The sequence below is a fragment of the Rhizobium leguminosarum genome (assembly GCF_002953715.1).
Taxonomy (GTDB): domain Bacteria; phylum Pseudomonadota; class Alphaproteobacteria; order Rhizobiales; family Rhizobiaceae; genus Rhizobium; species Rhizobium leguminosarum_V.
Genome location: NZ_CP025012.1, coordinates 1,013,729 through 1,036,257 on the forward strand (window position 1 = coordinate 1,013,729; position 22,529 = coordinate 1,036,257).

Sequence of the window (22,529 nt, forward strand, 5' to 3'; positions counted from 1 at the left end):
CTTTCGCCCCGGAGAGCACGATGACCAACCAAAATATAAGCACCTTCAAGAACCATTTGTTGTGTGCCCTTGCCCCTGAAGATCGGCGCCTGCTTGCCCCCAGTCTGGAGAGAATGCAGCTCAACCTTCGTCAGTCGCTCGAAAAGGCGCATCAGCCGATCAACTTCGTCTATTTTTTCGAGGAGGGTCTTGGTTCGGTGGTGGCAAGCAAAGAGGGCGGTTCAACCGTCGAGGTCGGCCTTTTCGGCCGGGATGGCATGACTGGCACGTCGCTGGTCCAGGGCGATACAGAAAGCCCGTTCGACTGCTTCGTCCAGATGGGCGGCTCGGCGCTTCGTATTTCTGCCGACAATTTTCAAGAAGCGATGTCTCAGAGCGCCGCGTTAACAGAACTTTTGATGCATTATGCCCGTACGCTCGGTATCCAAAGCACCTACACCGCTCTTGCAAACGGTCAGATCAAACTGGAAGAGCGGCTGGCGCGATGGATCCTCATGGTTCACGACCGCGTCAATGGCGACAGCTTCTATGTGACCCATGAATTTCTTGCAATGATGCTTGGCGTGCGTAGGCCGGGTGTGACAGTGGCCCTGCAAATTCTCGAAACAAAGCACTTAATCAAATCGCAACGCGGGGAAATTCTCGTGCAGGATCGCACTGGGCTGATGCACCTCTGCCAAGGCACCTATGGCCCGGCTGAGATAGAATACGAACGGCTGACCGGCATCCCTCTTGGTAAATCGAAGCCGGTTCCGAATGATGCCGCGCCGTTGATACGGCCTGCCTGATCGACAATTGAACGCATTTGACGTCGGCAACCTTTAAGGATGATGCGTGACCTCACTTTACAATCACCATGTAGACGAGACCGCTTCGACAGTGCTCCTGAACGCCTTCCAGGAGGCCTGCGCCCGGCATGACATCTCGCCCGATAGCGAAGACGGCTCGGATCTCTTAACCGTTCTTTTGTATGCCTTTCAAAAGGGGACGACGACTAAGGATGCGCTGGTCGGCCTCGCGTTAAATCTCATTGGCAAGTGAAAGGGAAAATCCCGCCCGTCTCGTCCCGGTCGGTAGATCACCTTTTGAGACGATGCGCGGCGCGATCGGAGGCATCCCGATCAGATCGGTGCAGATTGAGAATCCGGATCGCGTCCATTCTGGCGATGGCGTGTTTCTGCACAAAATAGTCAAGTTCATAAGCATCGGACACTTTTTTCCGATCCTGTGCCGGTTTGATCACGGTGACAGTCATTCATTTTCTCCTCGTATACCAAATCAGTTGATTCAACTTATCAGGGGCGGGACTCGACCGGTGTAATGGTACGGAATGAGACAATGTCATGGAGGGAGAGCTGCAATTCACCTTCCGCAGACAGGCGTCGACTCTGAGCGCGTCTTCGATGGTCAACATTCCAGCCAATGCGCCACATGTCTTCCAAAATACGTCCGGAAAAACGGTGCGCAGGCGACGGGCCATCTTTAATCCACTTCCTCACGAAATGCGGGCGGCGGCATTGAGAGCATGACGCTGCTGAGCTGATCTGGCCTAAAATCATCCGGATCTGGCGCCGCTACGATGCCGCCTTGAGCAGCCTGTAATGCGTCGTCATCGCCTGGCCCTCGACATCCACCACCTCTTCGATCGGCCCGGCCTCGCGGGCCATCGCCACGCGATAGCGCCTGGGCGCCATACCCGTCATCCGCTTGAAGGCGTTGCTGAAGGCGCTTTCGGATGTGTAGCCGAGCGAAAGCGCCAGCGTCGAAACCGGCATGCTGCCCTCCCGCAGCTCGCGTTCGGCAAGGCGCATGCGCCAGCCGATCAGATAGGTGAGCGGCGCAACCCCCGCCACGGTCTTGAACCGCAGTGCAAAGCTCGTGCGCGACATGCCGGCCGCCTTTGCCAGTTCGCCAAGCTGCCAGGACCGGCCGGGATCGCCATGCATCAGCCGCAGCGCCGGCGCAATGCGATCGTCGCCGAAGGCGCGGAGCCACCCGACCGTCAATGGCGCCGAGCTCATGATGTGCGCCCTCAGCACCTGCACGAACATCAACTGCGCAAGCTGGGTCGAGGCGAGCAGGGCGCCTGGCCGCTTTGCCGCCATCTCCCGCACCAACTGGTCGAGCAGCCAGCGCAGCACGCCGGCTTCGGCAAGGGCGGCGCGCACATGAATGATCGGCGGCAACACGTCGGACAGCAGCTCCATGCCCTGCGGCCCGAGCGCGATGTGGCCGCCGAGATAATGGAAATCCTCGCCAACGCCATGGCGCGCCATGCCGTCGACCTTCTCCTTGAAGGCGCCGACCGCATCGGCGGGCGCAACGGCAAGGTCGCTCGCCAGGATGAAGGAATGCCGGCCGTTCAGAAGCGCAACGTCGCCCGCCTCGAGCAGAATGGGTTCGCTGCCATTGTCGAGGCAAAGCCAGCAGCGCCCTTTGGCGACCGCGCTGATCTTGATCCGGTTCGGCCGGGGGAAGCGCAGCGCCCAGGCGCCGCCGGCGATCAGCCCGCCCGACACAAGGCAGCGCGCATCGAGCAGATTGAGCATTTCGGAGAGCGGGTCACTGATCATTTTTGAACGATGAAGCAGGAAATCGGGATTTGCAAGCATTCAGAATCCCGTTTCCCGGGCGTACATAAGGCCATCTTGCAACAACGGAGGGCATGCCATGTCCACCCCACAAGCTCCCATCGGTTCCGCCTTCGGTGCGGCATCAACCGCCGCCGACGTCATTGCCGGGCACGATCTTTCAGGCAAGGTCGCGATCGTCACCGGCGGTTATTCCGGTCTTGGCCTCGAGACGGCTCGTGTGCTCGCCGGCGCCGGCGCCAGGGTTGTCGTTCCCGCCCGCAATCTCGAAAAAGCCAAGGCGGCCGTGGAAAGCATTCCCGGCCTTACGGTGGAAAAGCTCGACCTGATGGACCCCGGCTCGATCGACGACTTCGCCGACCGCTTCCTCGGCAGCGGCGAGCCCCTGCATCTGCTCATCAACAATGCTGCCGTCATGGCGAACCCGCTGACGCGTGACGCCCGCGGTTACGAATCGCAGTTCTCCACCAATCATCTCGGCCATTTCCAGCTCACTGCCCGCCTCTGGCCGGCGCTGGTGAAGGCCGAGGGGGCGCGCGTCGTCGCCGTCTCCTCGCGCGGTCACGTCTTCGCCGGCGTCGATTTCGACGATCCGAATTTCGAGAACCGCGAATACGCGCCCTATCTCGCCTACGGCCAGTCGAAGACGGCAAATGCTCTCTTTGCGATCTCATTGGACGCTTTGGGTGCGAAGCACGGTGTCAGGGCCTTCTCGCTGCATCCCGGCGGTATCGTCACCACCAATCTGGTCCGCCATCAGTCGAGCGACTTCCTCAAGGCGAGCGGTTATGTCGACGAGCATGGCAAGCCGGTCATCGATCCGGAAAACAACAAGAAGACGATTGAGCAGGGGGCGTCGACCATCGTCTGGTGCGCCGTCAGCGAGAAGCTTGAGGGTCTCGGCGGCGTCTACTGCGAGAACTGCGATATCGCCGCCGCTGTCCCCGGCGATTCGACCGAGATGCTCGGTGTCCGTCCTTGGGCAACCGATCCGGAATTTGCCGAACGCCTCTGGCAGCTGAGCGAGCGGCTGACGGGCTTCATCGCCAGCTGATCGGGCGCCACACGGCCGGCCCACAGTCACGGAGTCCGATTTCCCTACAACCTAAGTCTAAGGTGCAGCGGCTGTTTGCAACTTGTTAACCATGTTGCCTGAAGCTTTTCTGATTGGGGCGGGGGAGCGTCGGTCATGCATGCGCTGAAGGCGATAGACGATCTGGCCGGAGAACCGGCGGTCGAAGTGGGGGCGGCCCCAGACCCCGAGGCGCTGCACCACATTTTGCTGCGCCTTGCCGAAGAAGCCTCCACCCTTGGCATTGATCTCGTCGATATCGCCGGCGCCATCCAGGACATGGCGGGAATGTCGGCCCGGCATGCCTCCGCCTTCGATCATGTCACCCGCACCGCGCTGTCGATTGCCGAGACCAACCGCTCGGTCGCCATGTCGCTGCGCGAGACCGACCGCACGGCGGCCGAGGCCCGCCACATGTTGAAGGAATCGGCCGATCGCCTGACCGGCTCCGTCGCCGAGATCGGCCACATGGTCCAGTCCTCCAACGAGATCGGCACTGAGATCGCCGGCTTCTCCAAGTCGCTTGCCGATGTCGACAATATCGCCGAGGAGATCAGCACCATCGCCCGCCAGACCAACCTGCTGGCGCTGAATGCCGCGATCGAAGCGGCGCGCGCCGGCGATGCGGGCAAGGGTTTTGCGGTCGTCGCCGCCGAGGTCCGCGCGCTTTCGCTGCAGACCTCGAAGGCGACCGGCTCCATCCAGCAGACGCTGGACGAACTGCGTGTGAAGATCGACCGGCTGTCGGCCGTCGGCAGCGATGCGCGCGACAGTGCGGCCGGCGTGCGTGACAAGTCGGAGGCGATGCGCGGCGCCTTCGAAAGCATGGAACATGTCATCACCCGCATCCTCGACAGTTCGACTGTCATGGCCAACACCACCGAGGCGGTCGACCAGCAATGCGCCGGCTTCGTCGAGAAACTCGGCGAGATGTCGGCCGAGGTCGTCGGCTCGAATGTCAGGCTGCAGCAGGCGGCAAAACGCGTCGACAGCGTCGTCGGCCTCTCGGAAACCCTGATCCAGCTGACGGCGAGCGCCGGCGTCAAGACCGCCGACAGTCGTTGGATCGAGGAAGCGCAATCGGTGGCAAGACAGATTTCCGGCGCCTTCGAACGCGCCGTCGCTGAGGGCCAGATCGGGCTCGATGCTCTCTTCGACCGACGCTATCGGCCGATAGCAGGCTCCGATCCGGCACAGGTGATGGCAGCCTTCACCGAGCTCACCGACCGCCTGCTGCCACCGATCCAGGAACCCGTCACCGCCCTGGACGAGCGCATCGCCTTCTGCGCGGCGATCGACGAGAATGGCTATCTGCCGACCCACAACCGAAAATTCTCGCAAGCCCAGCGGCCTGGCGACACCGTGTGGAACACTGCCAATTGCCGCAATCGTCGCATCTTTGCCGATCGCGTCGGTCTTGCCGCCGGCCGCAGCACCGCGCCTTTCCTCGTCCAGACTTACAGGCGCGACATGGGCGGTGGCAATTTCGTGATGATGAAGGATATCTCCGCTCCGATCACGGTGCGCGGACGGCATTGGGGCGGATTGCGGCTGGCAATCAAGGTCTGACTCCGGGGTCAAAATCTGACCCCGCATTGCCGCCGCCCACAGGCCGGGGCTAGCGCATCGCAATCCTTCAGATTCGCTCCTCGCCCTCTAAGTCTTTATTTTTCAGCATGCCGTTATCGCAAAACCGCTACACACTTTTGCGCGACATGCTTTATACCGCACCAATGAGATTACGCGCCGACATCTTCGTTTCAGCCCTCCTGCGCCGCGTCTTTGCCAGCGGCGATTTCGCCGCCGTCGAGAAGAAGGGTGCGGAGGAGGCGGGTGCGATCTTCATCCGCCAGCATTTCCGCAGCGGCCTGGAAACGCTCTATGCGCCGGCGCCGCAGACCGCCTTCGACGAGGGTCAGGCCGGTGACCGCCTGTTCGAGATCCGCCTGTCGCGCAGCGAACCGGAAGCGGTGCGTGCGATGCTGGAGCGCGAACGCAAATTCGACCCCGATCTCTGGATCGTCGAGCTGGAGGCGGAGGAACTGGGGGACATGATCCCGCTTGCCAAGGGCGGCTGACGGCCAGGCGCGTCAGCTCCTCGCCATTTCGAACAGCTCACCAGGCGGTGAGGTTAGTCATTCCAGCTCAGCGAGACCGCCGCCCCATGACGCGCATGTCGCGCTGCGGCGGCGCCTGGCGGATGAAGCGATAGTCGGGCGTTGCCGCCGGCGCAGGCGTATCGGCCGCTTCCGGCTTATAGGTGTAGCGATCCGCACGCCGCCAGGCTTCGACGCGTTCGTGGCATTCTTCCGGGTCGAGCGCATCGAGCACCATCCAGCCGCGCGTGACGTTGTGCTGCTGTTCGGCAAGGTGCGGATAGAGCCTTTCGAGCACGAAGACGGCGTCGAGAAAGCCCATGCCGAGGCTGGTCAGCGTCGTGGCGAGCTGCTGGCCGGAAAGATCGAGCATGATGCGCTCGGCAAGCCAGCGGCTGGCGGAAAGCGCATCGGCAAGCGCGGTTGCGAAATGCGTCGCCTCGCGAGAGCGGGCGAAGCGCACCAGCAGCGCCTCCTGAATGTCTGTGAGCGTGCGCAGACCGAGCCGGTCCTCGTCGGCCCGGCCGAGATGACCGGCAAGCCCGAGGATGCGCTCGCGCAATGCCTCTTCATTGGCAACCCGCTGTTCCTCCAGCGCATCTGCCTCGTTGGTTTCGGCAGGCGCTGGTGAAAGCGGGACCGCCGGCGATTCCATGATCGGTGCCGACGCGCCCGCGGAGCGCGGCTGGCTCTGGCGCAGCGCCACCAGCGCATCAATGACCTTCGGCGAGAGTGAATCGCGGCTGACGATCGCCTTGACATGCGCTGCACCCTGCATGCGCGCGATGGTGATCAGCGTATCGTCGGCGACTGCCTTTGAGGCGGCAAGAAAAGGGGCCGCGATCTCGATCGGCTGGTTGCCGATAAACAGCGCCACGGCCGCCGGCATGTTTTCGCATTGGGACAGTGCCGCGACCGCCTGGCGCTTGGCCTCGTCGGAGGAGGCCTGGAACAGCGGCATGAAAAGTTCGGCAAATTGGCGCAGTTCGGACCGTGTCGGATGAGACAGGTTCTCGAAACTGCTGACAGTCGCCATTAACACCACGTCCTTTTTCCTGACGGCCAAGGGGCCTTCTAGGTCTCGAAACCGGTCACGCACAAAAACACCCCGAAAACGCAAAATAAGGGGACCAAGAGCCGATATGCGCTGGCGGAACGCATGTCAGGCCATACGGTTATGAACAAATCCTACACCGGTACGGTTAATGCATGCTGAAGATTTTATTAAAAAGCAACAGAAATATACACGCATAGCGTGTGACGACATGGTTAGCCGGCAATATAAAAATGCGTGATTTGAAGGGGCGCTGTGACGGTTGCTCGTCGCCGCTGCGATGGTGAAAAAGTTCAGGCGATCCGATGATCGCGCAGCGCGTGCAGCAGCTTTTCGCGGCTGTCGTAACCGGCCTGATAAAGGTCGAGGGCTGCAGATGCCGCGAACTGCGCCTCGACGCTTTTGATGTCGATGCGCCGTTCCGAGCACCAGGCATCGAGCGCACTGCGCAGCACGTCGAGATCGTCAGGCGAGAAGGATGAATTCACCAGCAAAGACACCGCTTACCCTCCGCATTCCGGCAAGAGCGTGGAAAATCCCCGATCGATCGGTGCCCGGAAACGTCTGATCGATATGGGCGAACATACGCGCATCTGAGCGCCTCGCAATTAAATATTTTCATGACGCATTTTTGCAACACCGCCCCTTTCCCGCCAGGGAAATTGCCGCGCCAATGTCAACTATATGAATTGTTTCTAATTTTATGCGCCGATGCCAGGCCGGGCCATTGCGCGGGCGCGGTGAAACCAAATCAACTCTTCGAGCGTTAAAGGAGAAGTCAAGTGAACTGTGTTTGGCATCCGCCGAACATTAGTAAACTGTTAACTGTCATGTGGCTCAATTCGGATAGGAACGACGCGATTTGAGTAGTTGGATCGTTGAAACTCCGCGTCACGGTATTTCAATCAAGTGCCGTGGGAAAGGCGCGAATGCCCTCGGTCCGGTCATTCCGGCACTGCAGGACGCGCCGGCCCGCACATTGGCGGGCAGGGTGAAATCCATCGCAAGTTCATCCGTCTCGGGCAGTGCATGGAGACGAGAATGGCAATAGTAGTTGCATTGGCGGATCGGCGGCCGCGGGCGCCGCGTCGCCTGGACAAAGAGCCCCGCGAAGCCAAGATCCTCTGGTTCACCGGCGTCCGCTACGAGCGGTTGGCCGAGAGCCCGAAACATCGTCCGGCGCCCGCGCCGCGCGTCAATAAGAAGTAACCGCTTGTTCAACCTCAGCGAGCGGTGAATTGCTCGCAGCCGGCTTCCGTCAGGAAGTTGCGCGCGGCCTCATCGAAGCTCGCCTGCGGCGCCAGCGTCCGCAGCACGGCATAACCATCCGGCCGTGCCATTTCCACCAGGATCGCCTGCTGCAGCTCCTGCGGCAGGTTTTTGCGCAGGTCGGTCAGCTGGATCGGACTGCCGGCCAGCACATCGAGCGCACCGCCGACCGACGTCCTGTCGTTCATGCTGAACACCTCGTTGGAGGCGCTGTCGTAGATGGCGATCGACCAGAAGGGCACATTGCCCTTGGCGGTGAAATGCACCGGCGCATCCTCGACATCGAAGGAGCAGACGGCGGTGCGCACGAAGGGGTCGCCATTGGCAAGCCCGGCTTCGTCATACTGGTTGCCGAGCAGGTAGAAATTATTGAGGTCGCCCTCTGCCTCCACGCGGGTTGCCGCATCCTTGCCGGTGAAATGCGGCAGCGACAGGATGATGATGAGATGCAGCAGGGCTGCGCCGAAAAGACCGGTCAGGACGGCGAAGAATATCCTAAGCATTGCCGCATCCGGTCTTGGTGAGTTTCGGCATGGCGAGGTCGATCACGCCGGAACTGCCGGCGGTCGGTGTGTCGAACAGTGTCAGCACCAGCCGGAAAGTGCCCGCCTGTGGCAAGGCCAGCCAGTTGCCCGGCTGCGCCGCGGCGGAGATCTCGATCGAGAAACTGCTGTCTTGCTGGCGCAGCACCGTCCAGGAATTGAGCGCTGCGGGATGCCCGGTCGTCACCGCTGCCGGATTGCCGCCATTGTCGGCGGTAAACAGGGTCCAGAGCCGGGCAGGCGGTGTCTGCCCGCTGATGCGGTAGCGGCAGCCGGCATTCAGCCGCGCACCGTCGTCGTCGACGCTCGCCGTGAAGGTCAGCCCCTCGGCGCTGCCATAGAGCAGCTTGCCGGCGCGCGCCCGGTGCGACTTGGCATAGGGATCGGCCTCGACCGTCTGCAATGCCGGAAAGGCCTCCCAGGCGCCGAGCTTGATCGCCCCGAAACCCTGTGTCGCATCCAGCGCATAAAGCGAAATCATGATCCCGCCGCCGAAGGCGACGATCAGCGTGATCGCGATAAAGAGGGGGAATCGAAACACGTCAAGACCTTGGAAACCATATCGGATGAAAGGGTTACCACTGATTCTGGCAGGGTGGAATGCCGGGCAGTGACATGAGCGCTGATTGATCCACGTTATGCAAAGTGCGGCAACGGGGCTGTCCGGTTTGCGCGAATGGCTGCCCCTCACCCTAACCCTCTCCCCGTAAACGGGGCGAGGGGACGTGCCCTACGAGAGGTGTGCGGGGAACGGAGAGGTGGCAACATGGTCCCTTCGCCCCGTTTACGGGGGTCCGAAGGACGGGTCGAGACCTGTGGCTCGACCCCGGCTGGTGGCGGCAGCCGGATGAGGGGCAGTCCGGCAATCCCCTGGGCGCTACTCCGCGCTCGCCACCTTCGCCGGCGCGAGCGGGGCGGCATCCTTCAGCTTCTCGCCGAGCTTCTTGAGGATGTCAGTCGATTGAACCGAGAGCATGCGCGGCCGGATAAGCTGCGGCAATCCGTCCTGCGGCTTGGCGGCGGCGGTCTTGGCGAGATCCTTTTCCGAGGGCAGGGGGTTTTCGATGCCGGGGATGGCCCGCAGCGTGACACCTTGATGGGCGTAGTCCATGGCGCGCTTGAAGGTCATCGCCGGCAGCGAGCCGCCGGTCATCTCGTTGGTCGAGGTATAGTCGTCATTGCCGAACCAGACGGCGCAGGTGTAATTGCCGGTGAAGCCGACGAACCAGGCGTCGCGATAGGCCTGGGTCGTACCGGTCTTGCCGGCTGTCACGATGCCGTTGTCGAGGGCTGCCTTGCGCGCCGTGCCCACATAGGGAACGCGCGATAACATCTGGTTCATATAGGCATCGGCCTTTTCGGAGAGCACGCGTTTCGGCGCCGGCTCGTCGCGGTCGAAATCGTAGAGCACGTCACCATCGTAATCGAGGATCTGGGTGATGCCGTGGCGACGCGACTGGTAGCCGCCGGCCGGGAAGGTGGCGTAGGCCGTCGCCTGGTCGAGCACCGTCACCTCGGAGGTGCCGATCGGGATGGTGACGTCGTCGCGGATCGGCGTTTCGACGCCGAGGTTCTTCGCCATTGCCCGGATCGGCTGAATGCCGAGCTTTTCCTTGGCGAGCCGCACCGGCACGGTGTTGATCGACTGGGCGATCGCGGTCTCGAGCGTGATGCGGCCGGCATAGCGGTTCGCATAATTATGCGGGCTCCAATTGCCCCAGGAGATCGGCGCGTCGACGATCGTCGTCTGCGGCGTCATCCCGCTCTCCATCGCCACCGAATAAGTGTAGACCTTGAAGGAGGAGCCCGGCTGGCGTAGCGCCCTGGTGGCGCGGTTGAACTGGCTCTCGCCATAATCCCGGCCGCCGACCATGGCGCGCACCGCACCACCGTTCTCGATCATCACCATCGCGCCCTGCTTGGCGTGATAGGCCTCGCCATATTCGCGCAATGACGTCTCGACCGAATCCTCGGCCGCCTGCTGGATGCCCATGTCGATCGTCGTGCGCACGATCAGTGAATGCTGGTGGAAACGCGGTGAAAGCCGCTGCACCTCGTCGAAAGCCCAGTCGAGGAAGAAATCGGGCGATTCCACCTCGTTGCGGTCGACGACGGTGGCCGGATTGCGCCTGGCGGCGATGACCTGGCCCTCGGTCATCAACCCGCTTTGGACCAGATTGGTCAGCACTTCGTTGGCGCGGGCACGCGCCGCCGGCAGGTTGACATGCGGCGCATATTTGGCCGGCGCCTTGAACAGGCCGGCAAGCATGGCGGATTCGGCAAGGTTCACATCGGTGATGTTCTTGCCGAAATAAAACTGTGCCGCTGCCGCTGCGCCGAAGGTGCCGCCGCCCATATAGGCGCGGTCGAGATAGGTGGAGAGGATTTCCTTCTTGGAAAGATTCGCCTCGAGCCACAATGCCAGGAACGCCTCGGTGACCTTGCGGTCGATCGAGCGTTCATTGGACAGGAACAGGTTCTTGGCGAGCTGCTGGGTCAGCGTCGAGCCGCCTTGGACGACTTCGCCGGCGCGTGCATTCTCGCTCATGGCGCGGAAGAGGCCGATGAAATCGATGCCGAAATGGTCGAAGAAGCGCCGGTCCTCGGTGGCGATCACCGATTTGATCAGCGAATCCGGCAGCTCGTCGATCGGCACGGAATTCTGGTGGATGACGCCGCGATGGCCGATGACGTTGCCGTAGCGGTCGGTGAAGGTGACGGCGAAATCGCCGCGGTTGCGCCAGTCCTCCTTGGTCGCCTCGAAGGCGGGCTGGGCCAGCAGCAGCATCAGCACCGAGCCGGCCGCCCCGAGCGTCAGCCCTTCGCCGGCAAGTTCGAAGACCATGCGTTTCCAGCCGCGCACGCGGAAGTGGCGGAAGAAGATGGTGATGTCTTCCCAGATCTCGGCGGCGCGGAAGCCGGCGTTCCAGACGGTCGAATCGATCCAGGAATCGATGCGCAGCAGAATGTGACGGCTCTTCGCCGGCCGCTTTTCCGCCGCCTCATTCGCCGCTTTTCCGGGCCTGTTTTCTGGCCCGTTTTCTGGCCCATTTCCTGGGTTGTCCGGATCCTGCACGTCCTGTATTCCCGCCTGATCGCGCTTCGGTCATCTCCGACGAAAGCGCGAGGCCCGCATATGGCCGCAAATCTCTCCGATACCAGGAGAGAATTCTCCGAGTACCAGGAGTATACTGAAGGATTGATTGATTTTGCGGCCGATAACAAGAGAGATGCATAAGGGTCACGCGAATTTGCGGCCGCTGTTGCATGAAACGACGATGAACGATCTGCCCTTCTGGAAGAGCAAGACGCTGGCCGAAATGACCGTCACCGAGTGGGAAAGCCTCTGCGACGGCTGCGGCCTCTGTTGTCTCAACAAGATCGAGGAATGGGATAGCGGCGATATCTATTTCACCTCGGTCAGCTGCAAGCTGCTCGACGGCGAAAGCTGTCGCTGCTCCAGCTATGAGAACCGCTGGGATTTCGTGCCGGACTGCGTGCAACTGACCAAGGAGAACGTGCCCGATATCGCCTGGCTGCCGCCCACCTGTGGCTACCGGCTGGTCAATGAAGGCCGCGATCTCTACTGGTGGCACCCGCTCGTCTCCGGTGACCCGGAGACTGTCCATGCCGCCGGCATTTCCGCGCGAGGTCGCGCGATCAACGAAAATGAGATCGATCTCGACGATCTCGAGGACTATGTCGTCGACTGGCCGCTGACCGTGGGTGAGGAAAAGGACGAAGAGGAAGCCTAGAACAGGATGATTTTAGGCCGGGTCGGCCTACGGCATCATGCTCTAGGCGGGCTCAGGACTTTATTGCCGCGAGGAAGCGCCGAAGCTCCGTCTCTACATAGGTATCCACCGGCCCTTCGGCGCCAAAACCCCACCAGAGCAGCGAACCCTGCCATTGCGACAGCATCAGCCGGGCGATCGTCTCCGGTGCCTTCGTCGATCCGAAGCATTGCGCGATCGCCGCCGTCAGCACTATTCCCCAGGCAGCACCGCGGGCGCGCAATACCGGATCGCGGAAATCCTCGCGAAGCACCAGCAGTCCTTCGCCATAGGCGGCGGCATCGTCCCCGTAGTCCTGCGACAGGCCGACGAGCAGCGCGATGGCGCCCTCCGGGGTTTTCGGCACGGTCTCGGCAAGCCGTGCCGTTTCCGCATCGAGCCTGTCCCAGGCGTAAAGCAGCGCAGCGCGTAGCATCGCCGCCTTCGTTGCGAAACGCTGCACCAGCGTCGAGCCGGAAAGGCCGCTCGCTTTCGCCACCGCCGCAAAAGTCGCCGCTTCCGGCCCCTCGGCGTGGATCAGCGCCAGCACCATGGCGAGAAGCTGTTCATCGGAAACTGTGCGGCGACGCGGCATGAAATTCCTCTTGCATTCATCTCGAATGTAAACGATCATTCGTTTATATACAAGGGGTGCGCCGGCTGAACTGGGCGCACTCCGTTCTAGCGTGGAGGATGGAGAAGTGACAGCGAACTTGAGGGAGAAAGTGGCCTTGGTGGCAGGTGCCACGCGCGGCGCCGGCCGAGGCATCGCGGTGGAACTCGGCGCCGCCGGCGCCACCGTTTACGTGACGGGGCGCACGACGCGCGCTCAGCAATCCGAATATATGAGACCGGAGACGATCGAGGAGACGGCCGAGTTGGTGACATCAGCCGGCGGCAGGGGCATTGCCGCGCAAGTGGACCATCTCGTCGAGGAACAGGTCGAGGCGCTGGTCGCCCGCATCCGCGGCGAAGCCGGCCGGCTCGATATTCTCGTCAACGACATCTGGGGCGGCGAGAAACTGTTCGAATGGGACAAGGCCGTCTGGGAGCATTCGCTGGACAAGGGCCTGCGCATGCTGCGGCTCGGCATCGAGACGCATCTGATTACCGCCCACTACGCCTTGCCGCTGATGATCGAGCGGCCCGGCGGGCTGCTGGTGGAGATGACCGACGGCACGGCCGAATACAATGCCACCCATTATCGGCTGTCGCCCTTTTACGACCTCGTCAAAACGGGTGTCACCCGGATGGCCTGGGCGCATGCGCAAGATTTGGCGAAACACGGCGCCACCGCCGTTTCGATCACACCCGGTTGGCTGCGCTCCGAAATGATGCTGGATGCTTACGGCGTCAGCGAGGAGAACTGGCGCGAGGCGACGAAGATACAGCCGCATTTCGCTATTTCCGAAACCCCGTATTTCGTCGGCCGCGCCGTTGCCGCTATCGCTGCCGATCCCGACCGCGCCCGCTGGAACGGACAATCGCTATCGAGCGGCGCGATCGCCAAGACCTATGGCTTCGATGATATCGACGGTTCGCGGCCGGATTGCTGGCGCTACATGGTGGAAGTGCAGGAGCCTGGCAAACCGGCTGACGTAACGGGTTATCGCTAGAGGAGCATGATTTTAGGCCGGATCGGCCTAAAATCTGAATTGGAGCATGTCGTCCGAACCGCTCTCGAGCCCGTTACCGGGCGGCGGCGAGGCGCGCTGCATCGCGAAACGAGACCAGTCGCTTCGTCTGCTCGTCCCACAGCACCAGCTTGACGCAACGAAGGCTTTCCATGAGCGTGATGCGGCCCATATCGGCAAGCTCAGGATGGTCTCGCAGCACCTCCGGCAGCCGGTAGTAGGGCACCCGGCTCGACAGATGATGCACGTGGTGGATGCCGATATTGCCGGTGATCCAGCGCAGCACTGGCGGCAGGTCGTAATGCGAGGCACCATGGAGGGCCGCATGCTGGAACTGCCAGTCCGGCTTCTTCGACCAATGGGTCTCCTCGAATTGATGCTGCACATAGAACAACCAGACGCCGGCAGCACCTGCCAGAAGAACGGTCGGCAGATGCACCAGTAAAAACGGGACGATCCCGACCGCCCAGATCAGCAGCGCGGCGACCAGTGCGATGGCAAGATTGGTCGCCATGGTCGAAACCCAGGGCAGGGCGCCGGAGCGCATCATGCCGAAAGGCAGGCGCTGCTTGAAGAGGAACAGCCATGCCGGTCCGATCCCGAACATCACGATCGGGTGCCGGTAGAGCCGGTAGCCAAGCCGGCCCCAGCGCGACAGCGCGTTGTATTCGGCGATAGTCAGCGTTTCGATGTCGCCAACGCCGCGTTCGTCCAGGTTTCCAGCCGAGGCGTGGTGTTCCGCATGCGCCCGGCGCCAATAGTCGTAGGGGGTCAGCGTCAGGATGCCGATCGTGCGTCCAACCCAGTCGTCGACGCGGCGATGGGCGAAAAACGAGCCGTGGCCGCAATCATGCTGGATCATGAACAGCCGGAGCAGGAAGGCGGCGGCGGGAAGGACGAGGATCAAGCCGGGCCAGAAGCTGTAATGAACCGCTGCCCAGGCGGCAGCCCAGAACAGCGCGAAAGGGATGACGGTGACGACAAGCTCGAAAGCGCTGCGTCCGGCTCGTGGCTGGCGATATCCGGCAAGGATCTTCAACCAGCGTTTTTCAGCGAAAAGCTCCGCATTCGCCCGGGATCGCTCAGGGGTTTCGTTCTCCGGGTTTTCGTCAGACTCGCCCAAAGGGGCCACTTGGGTTTCCTCGCACTCGCTGCGGCGCGCAGATTCGATCACAGAGTGACGCCGTGAAAGGCCGCGATGGCCGAAAGGCCGAGTGCAATCACCACGGCCGAGCGAATGAGGAAGAGCGGATAGTCGAAGTGGTACATTGTATGAAGAGTGGGCATGGTTGCAGCAATTCCTTTTTCGAGAACATGTCAATGGGTGATGATGTCACGCCGGCGCGCCGACAGGACACGCTATCACTTGCGCTGTTATGCGCAGCGAGGGCGAGAGCGGCGACTCGATAAGAGGTTCTATTTCTTTGGAGCACTGCCCTGCGGCGCGGTTTTGGTCGCCGTCTTCATCTGGTTGGCGAATGTGCTTTCCACCTTCGCTTCCTGCTTGTCCTTCTTCGGCTTCCGGACCTCGCGATTGCTTCTTACCTGTCCTTTTGCCATGGATAAAATCTCCCTTTAGATCGAAATTGAAAGCCGCAGCCTGCGTGGTATTCGCCCCGTTTGTCGGTCGCGATCGGAGATCGCGGGATCGTCATGAGGGGCAACCCGACAACACCGGGCCGCAGGGATGGAATGAAAATGATGCCTGCTGAAACCGCATCGCTGTCTGGAGGCGGATGACCGGAGAGGTCACCGAAAGCCAAACCCGACGTTGAGACGGGACGTCACCATGCTTTCGCGATCGGGAAAATGGCGGGGGCCGGAAATCCGGTCACCGCAAATGCCGCATCGGCCAAATCAGCGAGCCCTTGTTATAGAGTAAAATTGAGGTGCCATTAAGGCCGTCGCCGCAGGAAAGCCATATTTCCACAGGGCATAACACATGCCGCGCAAAATTATGCAGCGGTTTTGCGACAACGGCAAAAACAAAGACCTGAAGCGCGAGGAGCGAGCCTGAAAGATTGCGACCACCTTAGTCATTCACGGGAAACAGGCGGATCAGCTTCGTTCTTTCCATCTCCGCCAGGCCTGATGTCGACATGATGCCGCGGGCCAAACAGAGTTCTATGTCCCGTCCGATATCGAGCGGTACCAGCATACCGCCGGCCTTGAGCAGGCGGTCTGTCATCGACAAAAGCAGATCCACTTTCGCCTGGCAGCCATCGATTTCCAGGAGCGCCACCCGGCGCTCCTTGTCGATGTCTGCAAGATCCCTAGCCTGTTGCCGTTGTTGGTAAGCCCCGAATTGCACCCATCCGAAATAACCGGCCGTTGCGACGCAGATACAGAGCAAGAGGGTTTTTCGCACGATAATCCTTCGGAGCCGGGAGGCTCGCTTGCCGGAGGATTTCCTGGTTTCTCCGAGTGACGGAAATGCTCTATCTTATTGTTTTTGCGCTATCCGGAGGCAAAACCGCTGCGCACTTTTGCTGGAACTGCTCTAGCCGACAGCGCGTCTTTCGCGGGGCAATCCCTGTATCGCATATCGGTTAAAGACGGGGGTTACCGGTTTCGGCGGCGTCTTCAGCTTGCCGAAATGGTGTTCGAGCGCTTGTGAGAGCATGGCCGGCGAGGTGACGCCCTCTTCGAACAGCCTGATCAACAGTATGGCCGCGACGTTGAAGACACGTTCGTTGCCGATCAGGATTTTGGCGTCGTAGCCGGCGTCGTCGAGCACGCCCTGCAGCATGTCGAGATCGGACGAAGTCAGATGCGGCTTTTCGAAAGTGGAAGACATCGGTCCTCCTTTCATCGGGGCAAGGGTATAAAAACCCTCAGTCGGCAGCGCCCGTACACTGGCTGCCGAAGTTGCGACCATGCGCCTTTCACCCAGGCAACGCAACGGGATTCTTGCAGCAGATATCGCTGCGGTTCATGAGCAGCCCGCACCGGTCAGGGTGCGGGCCGAAGACGGTCATTCCGCCGCCTGATAGATGGGCCTCCGGGCGGCCGATGTCCGCGGACCGGCGGCTGCAAGCAGGGTGATCGCCACCGCAAGCAGCGCCACGAAGGCGATGCCGGCGACATAGGGGTCCCAGCCGAAATGCGGTGCGGCGCCGAAGACTGCCGAGGCGGCCGCCAGCACGATGCCACCACCGATCTGGAAGGAGGCGAAAAGCAGTCCGGAGGCGAGCCCTGACTTGTCGTCCTCCACGTCGGAAAGAGCCGCGACCTGCACCGAGGGGTAGGTCATGGCATAGCCGAGGCCGAGCGGGATCTGCGAAAACAGCACGAGCAGGATCGGGTCGACATGTCCGAGTGCGGTCACCCAGAAGATATAGCTGAACGCCTGCAGGCCGACACCCGCCGTCATCAGCCCGGTGGCGCCGCGATTTTGCGCGAGCGTCGCAAAACGTGGCGCCAGGAACATCACGAAGACGCCGCCGAGCGCAAAGCAGAAGCCGGTCGTGAAGGCCGACCAGCCGATGACGTTCTGATAATAGAGCGTCGCCAGGAACTGGAAGCCGACATAGGCGCCCTGGAAGAGGGCGGCGATCGCATTGGCATGCCGGAGCTTGGCCCGGCGGAACATGCCGAGCGGTACCATCGGGTCGGCATGCCGCGCTTCGACCACGAGGAAGAGCAGTATCAGCACCAGCGATGCCAGCAGCGAACCCCAGGTCGGGAAGGCCTGCCAGCCGGCGGCTGCGGCATTGGTGATGCCGAAGACGAAGAGCAGCAGCCCTGGCGTGATCGTCAGCGCGCCGGCCCAGTCGAAGCTCGGCCGCGGTCCCGTCCTTTTGGGGTCGGCCGGCAGCGCCAGCGGTGCCAGAAAGAGCGTCAGGATGGCGACGGGCGCGCCCATGACAAGCGTCGCCCGCCAGCTGAAGATCGTCGCGGCACCGCCGAGCACCATGCCGAGCACGAAGCCGGTGGCGCCGGTCGAGGCGAAGACCCCAAGCGCCTTTGCCCGTGCGCTTCCCTCGCCGAAGACGGAGAGCAGCAGCGCAAGGGCTGCAGGCGCGGTGAAGGCGGCCGCAATGCCCTTGATCAAACGGGCGGCGATCAGCGTCGGCCCGCTATCGACGAAGCCGCCGGCGATGCTGGCGCCGGCAAAGATCGCCAGCGACCAGAGGAAGACGCGGCGATGGCCGAAGACGTCGGCGACGCGGCCGCCGAGCAGTAGGAAGCCGCCATAACCGAGCACATAGGCGCTGACGGCCCATTGCAGCGATGTCGCCTCCATGCCGAGTTCGGCCTGGATGGCAGGCAAGGCAACGCCGATGGTGGAGACGTCCATGGCGTCGAGGAAATTGGCGGTGCAGAGCAGCAGCAATGCCAGCCCCGCCCCGCTTCGCGATTTGGAAAGAGTCATCGAAATCGTTCCTTCTTTGCTGCCGCCTCATCGGGGGAGGTTGCCGGGCGGCAGGGAACGAGAAAATGTACAGCTTCCTTTCCTATTGCAAATTGATAGTAGCCATGCCAGGTATTACTGACGATGATGAATGATGCCACGCTTCGCAAGATCGACCTCAATCTCCTGCTGGCCTTTTCGGTGCTGATGCAGGAGCGCAATGTCAGTCGCGCCGCCGAGCGCCTGCTGCTCGGCCAGCCGGGCCTGTCGGCTGCTTTGCGGCGCCTGCGCGAAGCGCTGGACGACGAGTTGTTCGTGCGTGTCGGCCGCGGCCTGCAGCCAACGCCGCGCGCCCTTTCCATCGCCCCGGCGATCGAGGATGCCCTGTCGGGCATCGAGCGTGCCATCCGCCCGCAGGCCGAATTCGACCCGGCAAGCTGGCAGGGCGAGTTCCGCATCGGCATGTGTGACAATCTTGAATCGGCCTTCTTCGGCCCGCTTGCCGCCCGTCTTCTCCAGCTTTCACCCGGCGCCCGGCTGATCGGCATCGCTTCCGAAAAGCGCGATGCCGCACGCCGGCTGGATGAAGGCGTCTTCGATTTCAGCGTCGCGATGCACGACGAGCCCGCCTCCTGGCACATTCGCGCGCCGCTGTTCGACCAAGTCTCGATCTGCATCTACGATGAGGCTCAGCTCGGGCTGAAGGCGCCGTTGAGCCTCAAGGATTTCGCCAATGTCGCGCATGTCACCGTCTCGTTCGAAGGCAACACCTCGACCGGTATCGACATGGCGCTGAACCGCACCGGCGATGTGAGACAGGTGGTGGCGACCGTGCCGCGCTTTTCCGCTCTGCCGATGGTGCTGAAGGCGATGCCCGCCATTGCCATCGTGCCGGAATCGATCGGTCGCTGCATGGCGCAGTTACATGGGTTGATGCTTTGCGAGCCGCCGCTTTCGCTGCCGGCCGATCCCGTGACGATGCTTTATCGCCGAGTCGACCAGGCGGACGGCCGGGCGCGCTGGTTCCGTCGCCTGTTCATCGATGTAGCCAATAAAGCGCTTGAAGCTTCCGGTTGCTGCGTATCCATTCCGAGAGCCGCTGCCTGACGGTCCGTTACAACTCGCCTTTGTGGAAATAAGCTTCGAGGCGATAGCCGTCCGGGTCGATGATGAAGGCGGCGTAATAGAAGCGCCCGTAATCCGGCCGGATACCCGGTTCACCATTATCCGTGCCGCCGGATGCAACGGCCGCCGCGTGAAAGGCATCGACCGCGGCCTCGTTCGGCGCGACGAAGCAGAAATGCAGTCCGGATCGCATGTCGGCAACAACAGGCTGTTCGACCTGCATTACCCAAAGGCCGACCCCTTCCGGGCCGTAGCCGATCATGTTGTCGGAATTGGACAGACGCTCATATCCGAGCGGCGCCAGCGCCGCATCGTAGAAACGGCGGGCTCTTTCGAGGTCTTTTACGCCGATGGAAATGTGATCGAACATTGGACTGCCAACTCCCTCTCTTCCGCTAACCCCGAAGGATTGCCCACACCCAAGATGGCTCGACGCCAACATCTTTCAACCGCTGTTCTAAAGCATGTCGTGCAAAAATGTGTGGGACAGGCAGTCCTGCGACTGCAGTCGCCTGTGGCAAAGCTGAGGCCGGGCATTGCCGCATCCGCCCAGATCTCGTTCTAAACAGCGCCCTCAGCGACACTTTGCATCTGCTGCAGGTTCGTCACCTCATAGGTCCAGACTCGAAACGCCTTCAGCACATGCGGTCCGAAGGAATTGATGAGCGGTATGTCGGCGGCGTCGCGCCCGCGTGCGACGATGATACGACCGATCCGCGGCGTGTTGTTGCGCGGATCGAATGCATGCCATGCACCGTCAAGGAAGACCTCGATCCAGGCGCTGAAGTCCATCGGATCGACGACGGGAATACCGATGTCGCCGAGATGGCCATTGATATATCGGGCAGGAATGTTGAGGCAACGGCATAACGCCACCGCGAGATGCGCAAAGTCGCGACAGACGCCGACGCGTTCGTGGAACGCCTCGAAGGCTGTCCGCGTCGATCGCGCCTGCATGTAGTCGAATTGGATATGGCCGTGAACGAAGTCGCAGATCGCCTGAACGCGGCCCCAGCCGGGTGAGACGGTGCCGAACATATCCCAGGCAATCTGGCTGAGACGATCCGTCTCGCAATAGCGGCTGCCCATCAGGTAGACGAGGCAATCATCCGGCAACTCTGAAACCGGGAGTTCCCTGGCGCCTGGCAGCGACCTGTCCGGTTTGCCGTCGTCTTCGATCGTCGCATCGCCCCATATGGTCAGATCGCCCGCTGGTGCAACCAGCCGAAGACAGCGGTTGCCGAAGAGGTCGCGATAAGTCGAAGTGGGAACATCGGGCGTGGTGAATACCGTTTCCGGAATTCTGATATCGGCCGCACGATCCTCATGCACCGACAACAGACATACCAATGCGGTCGGCTGTGGGCAGGTCAGCGTGATTTCATAGCCATAACGGATCAACATGGAGCGTTCTCGCGCGTCCGGATCCGTCTAGCGGAAGTCCGCCGCAGTTAGAGTATAGAAGGCGCGGCGGCGGTAGGAATAGGCTTTGTGCGCCACGTCCTGAATGGAGTTGCGCAGGGCGTCGAAAGACAAAAGCCATTTCGTTTCCGAAGGCTCGGTTCTTTGCAATGCGGCGTCGGATTTCGCCAGCGCGCCAACCTCGATGAAGAACAACACCTGGAACATGCCGTCATGGCCGACGAAGCGCACAGCATTTCTCGCCGCATCGAAGCTACGGCTTTGGTTTAGAAAAGCTAGCGCCATGGTTGGACCGGCGGGCTCTTGCGAGCGCTCCGAGTGGCGCCCGACAGCCTCAGCCATTCCTTCCGGTATCCTAAGTTCAGGAGATTGAAGGACATCATGTCTTTCCCGGCCTCCGAACGGCTCTTACCGATCATGGCATGGTCGGCGTGCACGGGAAGGCTTGCAGAAACACGATAGACGGTCCACGAACGGGCGGCTTCGATCCGGCGGTCGTGTTCGATCTCCATGGAGTAGCGACCGGGCGCTTCCCATGTGTGGACGGCAAAGGCATTCCGTCTTCGTTCGGCTTCGTCTCCGTGGCTGTTCACGATGTCAACCTTTCGTCATTCGGGCCGCGGCCTTGGCCAAACGTCCTCTCGATCAGTGTTGCGCCGCTGCCGGCGGGCGATAGGTTTACCAGTTCCAGGCTATCTTCCGTCGCGACCCGCTCATGGCGTTCATCGTCACTGCGGATGCGGTATTGCAGCACATTTCCTCTCAGAGGCAGTGTGGCGGTAATGCGGTATGTGTCGGGAAGCTTGGAAGGAACGACCAGGAACCCATCCTTCACCCGGACAGTCTGCCCCACTTTGAAGATATGTGTTGCTGCCTCGCGCCGGACTGAGCGTCCATTGCGTTGCGGGATGCGCGTAGCGGTCATGACGGTTTGTGGTCCTTTTCGAGCACGGTTTCGAGATCTGACAGGTGGATAGGCATCATCTGCTGCGTCGAACTCTGCGCGGCGATCGCCGGTAGGTGGATGAAGGCGCCGACCCGTCGCCAGGCCAGTCTGGAAACGCTTTCGATCAATTCCTCGTCATAATCGACACGGTATTCTCCTGCTGGCTGCGCCCCGTCGAAACCGGGCAGGCGGAATGGGGATGAAAAGCGGACGACTGTTTGTGTGGTGCGACTTGTCACGGCTGAGGCCTCCGCAGGAATACACCGATGCGTTTCCTGTATCGTTGAGATCCGAACCGGACGAACTCGAGGCTGCCGGTACATCCGCGGTCAGCGCCAAGCTCATTCCGGATCGGAACAGGCGAACTCAACGCCGGAACGACGTCATGGATCGCTGTCGAGAATTCAGTGGTGATGGCGGGTCGTAGGTCTCTGACACCGCGAAGCCAAGTCGGCTAAATCGACGAGACCTATCATTGCGCCTCGATTGAGCTTAAATCAAGATAAATTCTGATTTATCTATGAAAAACGCCAAATTAACTCTTCGTTTACGAAAATAAAATGGAGCGCAATGGCGTAAAAAATTCTATTTATTTCCTGATTATTACAAAATATCCGGTCGGATTGATTTCCTGAATATCTAAAAAAACTT

28 protein-coding genes are annotated in these 22,529 nt (G+C 61.4%); 9 read left to right on the plus strand and 19 right to left on the minus strand.

Annotated elements, in window-relative coordinates; translation table 11 throughout:
• Positions 1-20: 20 nt before the first annotated feature.
• Positions 21-788 carry a Crp/Fnr family transcriptional regulator gene (locus CUJ84_RS05225; RefSeq protein WP_105005466.1) on the plus strand — a complete coding sequence of 256 codons (768 nt, stop codon included), beginning with the start codon at positions 21-23 and terminating at the stop codon, positions 786-788.
• Between the two features lie 46 nt (positions 789-834).
• Positions 835-1,041 (plus strand): hypothetical protein, encoded by a 207-nt coding sequence (locus CUJ84_RS37855; protein WP_027685413.1) that lies wholly within the window; start codon positions 835-837, stop codon positions 1,039-1,041.
• A 37-nt stretch (positions 1,042-1,078) separates the two neighbouring features.
• On the opposite strand, the gene CUJ84_RS38220 is transcribed toward CUJ84_RS37855, so the two are convergent.
• A complete protein-coding gene (locus tag CUJ84_RS38220; RefSeq protein ID WP_166471192.1) occupies positions 1,079-1,255 on the minus strand; it encodes a hypothetical protein in 177 nt (58 codons plus the stop codon).
• Between the two features lie 319 nt (positions 1,256-1,574).
• The gene (locus tag CUJ84_RS05230; protein WP_105005467.1) at positions 1,575-2,612 is read right to left on the minus strand and encodes an AraC family transcriptional regulator; all 1,038 of its coding nucleotides are present in this window, start codon (positions 2,610-2,612) and stop codon (positions 1,575-1,577) included.
• 58 nt (positions 2,613-2,670) lie between these two features.
• Here CUJ84_RS05230 and CUJ84_RS05235 point away from each other — a divergent pair, with 58 nt between their 5' ends.
• The 3 genes from CUJ84_RS05235 (at position 2,671) to CUJ84_RS05245 (ending at position 5,741) form a co-directional block, all read left to right on the plus strand.
• Positions 2,671-3,645, plus strand: coding sequence for an oxidoreductase (locus CUJ84_RS05235; RefSeq protein WP_017993418.1), 975 nt, complete (start codon positions 2,671-2,673; stop codon positions 3,643-3,645).
• A gap of 135 nt (positions 3,646-3,780) precedes the next feature.
• Entirely contained in the window at positions 3,781-5,232 is a 1,452-nt protein-coding gene (locus tag CUJ84_RS05240; protein WP_105005468.1) for a methyl-accepting chemotaxis protein, read from the plus strand.
• Between the two features lie 164 nt (positions 5,233-5,396).
• Positions 5,397-5,741, plus strand: a complete 345-nt coding sequence (locus CUJ84_RS05245; protein WP_026157293.1) for a DUF1491 family protein — start codon at positions 5,397-5,399, stop codon at positions 5,739-5,741.
• A 67-nt stretch (positions 5,742-5,808) separates the two neighbouring features.
• Here the strand turns inward: CUJ84_RS05245 and CUJ84_RS05250 are convergent, their stop codons facing one another.
• On the minus strand, positions 5,809-6,858 hold the full coding sequence (locus tag CUJ84_RS05250) for a DUF2336 domain-containing protein (RefSeq protein WP_027685408.1): 1,050 nt from the start codon (positions 6,856-6,858) through the stop codon (positions 5,809-5,811).
• A 248-nt stretch (positions 6,859-7,106) separates the two neighbouring features.
• A complete protein-coding gene (locus tag CUJ84_RS05255; protein ID WP_017963548.1) occupies positions 7,107-7,313 on the minus strand; it encodes a hypothetical protein in 207 nt (68 codons plus the stop codon).
• Positions 7,314-7,854: 541 nt separating this feature from the next.
• Here CUJ84_RS05255 and CUJ84_RS38225 point away from each other — a divergent pair.
• Positions 7,855-8,022, plus strand: a complete 168-nt coding sequence (locus CUJ84_RS38225; protein WP_199788775.1) for a hypothetical protein — start codon at positions 7,855-7,857, stop codon at positions 8,020-8,022.
• 14 nt (positions 8,023-8,036) lie between these two features.
• On the opposite strand, the gene CUJ84_RS05260 is transcribed toward CUJ84_RS38225, so the two are convergent.
• The 3 genes from CUJ84_RS05260 to CUJ84_RS05270 all read right to left on the minus strand — a co-directional run bounded on the left by CUJ84_RS05260 (position 8,037) and on the right by CUJ84_RS05270 (position 11,700).
• On the minus strand, positions 8,037-8,585 hold the full coding sequence (locus CUJ84_RS05260) for a DUF1254 domain-containing protein (protein WP_105005469.1): 549 nt from the start codon (positions 8,583-8,585) through the stop codon (positions 8,037-8,039).
• On the minus strand, positions 8,578-9,165 hold the full coding sequence (locus CUJ84_RS05265; RefSeq protein ID WP_105005470.1) for a DUF1214 domain-containing protein: 588 nt from the start codon (positions 9,163-9,165) through the stop codon (positions 8,578-8,580). The genes CUJ84_RS05260 and CUJ84_RS05265 overlap by 8 nt, the downstream gene beginning before the upstream one ends.
• 336 nt (positions 9,166-9,501) lie before the next feature.
• Positions 9,502-11,700, minus strand: coding sequence for a transglycosylase domain-containing protein (locus CUJ84_RS05270; RefSeq protein WP_105005471.1), 2,199 nt, complete (start codon positions 11,698-11,700; stop codon positions 9,502-9,504).
• A gap of 202 nt (positions 11,701-11,902) precedes the next feature.
• On the opposite strand from CUJ84_RS05270, the gene CUJ84_RS05275 reads away from it, so the two are divergent.
• Positions 11,903-12,379: a YcgN family cysteine cluster protein gene (locus CUJ84_RS05275; protein WP_105005472.1), complete on the plus strand. Its 477-nt coding sequence runs from the start codon at positions 11,903-11,905 to the stop codon at positions 12,377-12,379.
• Positions 12,380-12,431: 52 nt separating this feature from the next.
• Here CUJ84_RS05275 and CUJ84_RS05280 read toward each other — a convergent pair whose 3' ends face one another.
• Positions 12,432-12,992: a TetR family transcriptional regulator gene (locus CUJ84_RS05280; RefSeq protein WP_105005473.1), complete on the minus strand. Its 561-nt coding sequence runs from the start codon at positions 12,990-12,992 to the stop codon at positions 12,432-12,434.
• A 106-nt stretch (positions 12,993-13,098) separates the two neighbouring features.
• Between CUJ84_RS05280 and CUJ84_RS05285 the strand changes: the two genes are divergently transcribed.
• The gene (locus CUJ84_RS05285; protein ID WP_105005474.1) at positions 13,099-14,013 is read left to right on the plus strand and encodes an SDR family oxidoreductase; all 915 of its coding nucleotides are present in this window, start codon (positions 13,099-13,101) and stop codon (positions 14,011-14,013) included.
• 73 nt (positions 14,014-14,086) lie between these two features.
• Here CUJ84_RS05285 and CUJ84_RS05290 read toward each other — a convergent pair whose 3' ends face one another.
• The 5 genes from CUJ84_RS05290 to CUJ84_RS05305 all read right to left on the minus strand — a co-directional run bounded on the left by CUJ84_RS05290 (position 14,087) and on the right by CUJ84_RS05305 (position 18,406).
• Complete coding sequence (locus CUJ84_RS05290; protein ID WP_199788816.1) at positions 14,087-15,154, minus strand: fatty acid desaturase; 1,068 nt, start codon at positions 15,152-15,154, stop codon at positions 14,087-14,089.
• Positions 15,155-15,447: 293 nt separating this feature from the next.
• Positions 15,448-15,591 (minus strand): hypothetical protein, encoded by a 144-nt coding sequence (locus CUJ84_RS38230; RefSeq protein WP_003557866.1) that lies wholly within the window; start codon positions 15,589-15,591, stop codon positions 15,448-15,450.
• A 472-nt stretch (positions 15,592-16,063) separates the two neighbouring features.
• A complete protein-coding gene (locus tag CUJ84_RS05295) occupies positions 16,064-16,399 on the minus strand; it encodes a hypothetical protein (RefSeq protein ID WP_105005476.1) in 336 nt (111 codons plus the stop codon).
• Between the two features lie 132 nt (positions 16,400-16,531).
• A complete protein-coding gene (locus tag CUJ84_RS05300) occupies positions 16,532-16,909 on the minus strand; it encodes a hypothetical protein (protein WP_199788776.1) in 378 nt (125 codons plus the stop codon).
• A 96-nt stretch (positions 16,910-17,005) separates the two neighbouring features.
• On the minus strand, positions 17,006-18,406 hold the full coding sequence (locus CUJ84_RS05305) for an MFS transporter (protein ID WP_105005478.1): 1,401 nt from the start codon (positions 18,404-18,406) through the stop codon (positions 17,006-17,008).
• 123 nt (positions 18,407-18,529) lie between these two features.
• Between CUJ84_RS05305 and CUJ84_RS05310 the strand changes: the two genes are divergently transcribed.
• Complete coding sequence (locus CUJ84_RS05310) at positions 18,530-19,492, plus strand: LysR family transcriptional regulator (protein WP_105005479.1); 963 nt, start codon at positions 18,530-18,532, stop codon at positions 19,490-19,492.
• Positions 19,493-19,499: 7 nt separating this feature from the next.
• On the opposite strand, the gene CUJ84_RS05315 is transcribed toward CUJ84_RS05310, so the two are convergent.
• The 6 genes from CUJ84_RS05315 to CUJ84_RS05340 all read right to left on the minus strand — a co-directional run bounded on the left by CUJ84_RS05315 (position 19,500) and on the right by CUJ84_RS05340 (position 22,117).
• Positions 19,500-19,880, minus strand: coding sequence for a VOC family protein (locus tag CUJ84_RS05315; protein WP_018446226.1), 381 nt, complete (start codon positions 19,878-19,880; stop codon positions 19,500-19,502).
• Positions 19,881-20,071: 191 nt separating this feature from the next.
• Positions 20,072-20,914: a transglutaminase-like domain-containing protein gene (locus tag CUJ84_RS05320; RefSeq protein WP_105005480.1), complete on the minus strand. Its 843-nt coding sequence runs from the start codon at positions 20,912-20,914 to the stop codon at positions 20,072-20,074.
• Positions 20,915-20,941: 27 nt separating this feature from the next.
• Positions 20,942-21,217: a DUF1488 domain-containing protein gene (locus CUJ84_RS05325; RefSeq protein WP_105005481.1), complete on the minus strand. Its 276-nt coding sequence runs from the start codon at positions 21,215-21,217 to the stop codon at positions 20,942-20,944.
• Positions 21,208-21,525, minus strand: coding sequence for a hypothetical protein (locus CUJ84_RS05330; protein WP_105005482.1), 318 nt, complete (start codon positions 21,523-21,525; stop codon positions 21,208-21,210). The genes CUJ84_RS05325 and CUJ84_RS05330 overlap by 10 nt, the downstream gene beginning before the upstream one ends.
• The gene (locus tag CUJ84_RS05335) at positions 21,522-21,857 is read right to left on the minus strand and encodes a hypothetical protein (protein ID WP_047619713.1); all 336 of its coding nucleotides are present in this window, start codon (positions 21,855-21,857) and stop codon (positions 21,522-21,524) included. Before CUJ84_RS05335 ends, CUJ84_RS05330 begins: the two co-directional genes overlap by 4 nt.
• The gene (locus CUJ84_RS05340; protein ID WP_105005483.1) at positions 21,854-22,117 is read right to left on the minus strand and encodes a hypothetical protein; all 264 of its coding nucleotides are present in this window, start codon (positions 22,115-22,117) and stop codon (positions 21,854-21,856) included. Before CUJ84_RS05340 ends, CUJ84_RS05335 begins: the two co-directional genes overlap by 4 nt.
• Positions 22,118-22,529: the final 412 nt, after the last annotated feature.

Coding starts and splice junctions, on each gene's coding strand:
- CUJ84_RS05225 (WP_105005466.1), top strand. CDS start 21: ATGACCAACCAAAATATAAGCACCTTCAAGAACCATTTGTTGTGTGCC.
- CUJ84_RS38220 (WP_166471192.1), bottom strand. CDS start 1,255: ATGACTGTCACCGTGATCAAACCGGCACAGGATCGGAAAAAAGTGTCC.
- CUJ84_RS05230 (WP_105005467.1), bottom strand. CDS start 2,612: ATGCTTGCAAATCCCGATTTCCTGCTTCATCGTTCAAAAATGATCAGT.
- CUJ84_RS05235 (WP_017993418.1), top strand. CDS start 2,671: ATGTCCACCCCACAAGCTCCCATCGGTTCCGCCTTCGGTGCGGCATCA.
- CUJ84_RS05240 (WP_105005468.1), top strand. CDS start 3,781: ATGCATGCGCTGAAGGCGATAGACGATCTGGCCGGAGAACCGGCGGTC.
- CUJ84_RS05245 (WP_026157293.1), top strand. CDS start 5,397: ATGAGATTACGCGCCGACATCTTCGTTTCAGCCCTCCTGCGCCGCGTC.
- CUJ84_RS38225 (WP_199788775.1), top strand. CDS start 7,855: ATGGCAATAGTAGTTGCATTGGCGGATCGGCGGCCGCGGGCGCCGCGT.
- CUJ84_RS05260 (WP_105005469.1), bottom strand. CDS start 8,585: ATGCTTAGGATATTCTTCGCCGTCCTGACCGGTCTTTTCGGCGCAGCC.
- CUJ84_RS05275 (WP_105005472.1), top strand. CDS start 11,903: ATGAACGATCTGCCCTTCTGGAAGAGCAAGACGCTGGCCGAAATGACC.
- CUJ84_RS05280 (WP_105005473.1), bottom strand. CDS start 12,992: ATGCCGCGTCGCCGCACAGTTTCCGATGAACAGCTTCTCGCCATGGTG.
- CUJ84_RS38230 (WP_003557866.1), bottom strand. CDS start 15,591: ATGGCAAAAGGACAGGTAAGAAGCAATCGCGAGGTCCGGAAGCCGAAG.
- CUJ84_RS05300 (WP_199788776.1), bottom strand. CDS start 16,909: ATGGTCGCAACTTCGGCAGCCAGTGTACGGGCGCTGCCGACTGAGGGT.
- CUJ84_RS05305 (WP_105005478.1), bottom strand. CDS start 18,406: ATGACTCTTTCCAAATCGCGAAGCGGGGCGGGGCTGGCATTGCTGCTG.
- CUJ84_RS05310 (WP_105005479.1), top strand. CDS start 18,530: ATGATGAATGATGCCACGCTTCGCAAGATCGACCTCAATCTCCTGCTG.
- CUJ84_RS05315 (WP_018446226.1), bottom strand. CDS start 19,880: ATGTTCGATCACATTTCCATCGGCGTAAAAGACCTCGAAAGAGCCCGC.
- CUJ84_RS05320 (WP_105005480.1), bottom strand. CDS start 20,914: ATGTTGATCCGTTATGGCTATGAAATCACGCTGACCTGCCCACAGCCG.
- CUJ84_RS05325 (WP_105005481.1), bottom strand. CDS start 21,217: ATGGCGCTAGCTTTTCTAAACCAAAGCCGTAGCTTCGATGCGGCGAGA.
- CUJ84_RS05335 (WP_047619713.1), bottom strand. CDS start 21,857: ATGACCGCTACGCGCATCCCGCAACGCAATGGACGCTCAGTCCGGCGC.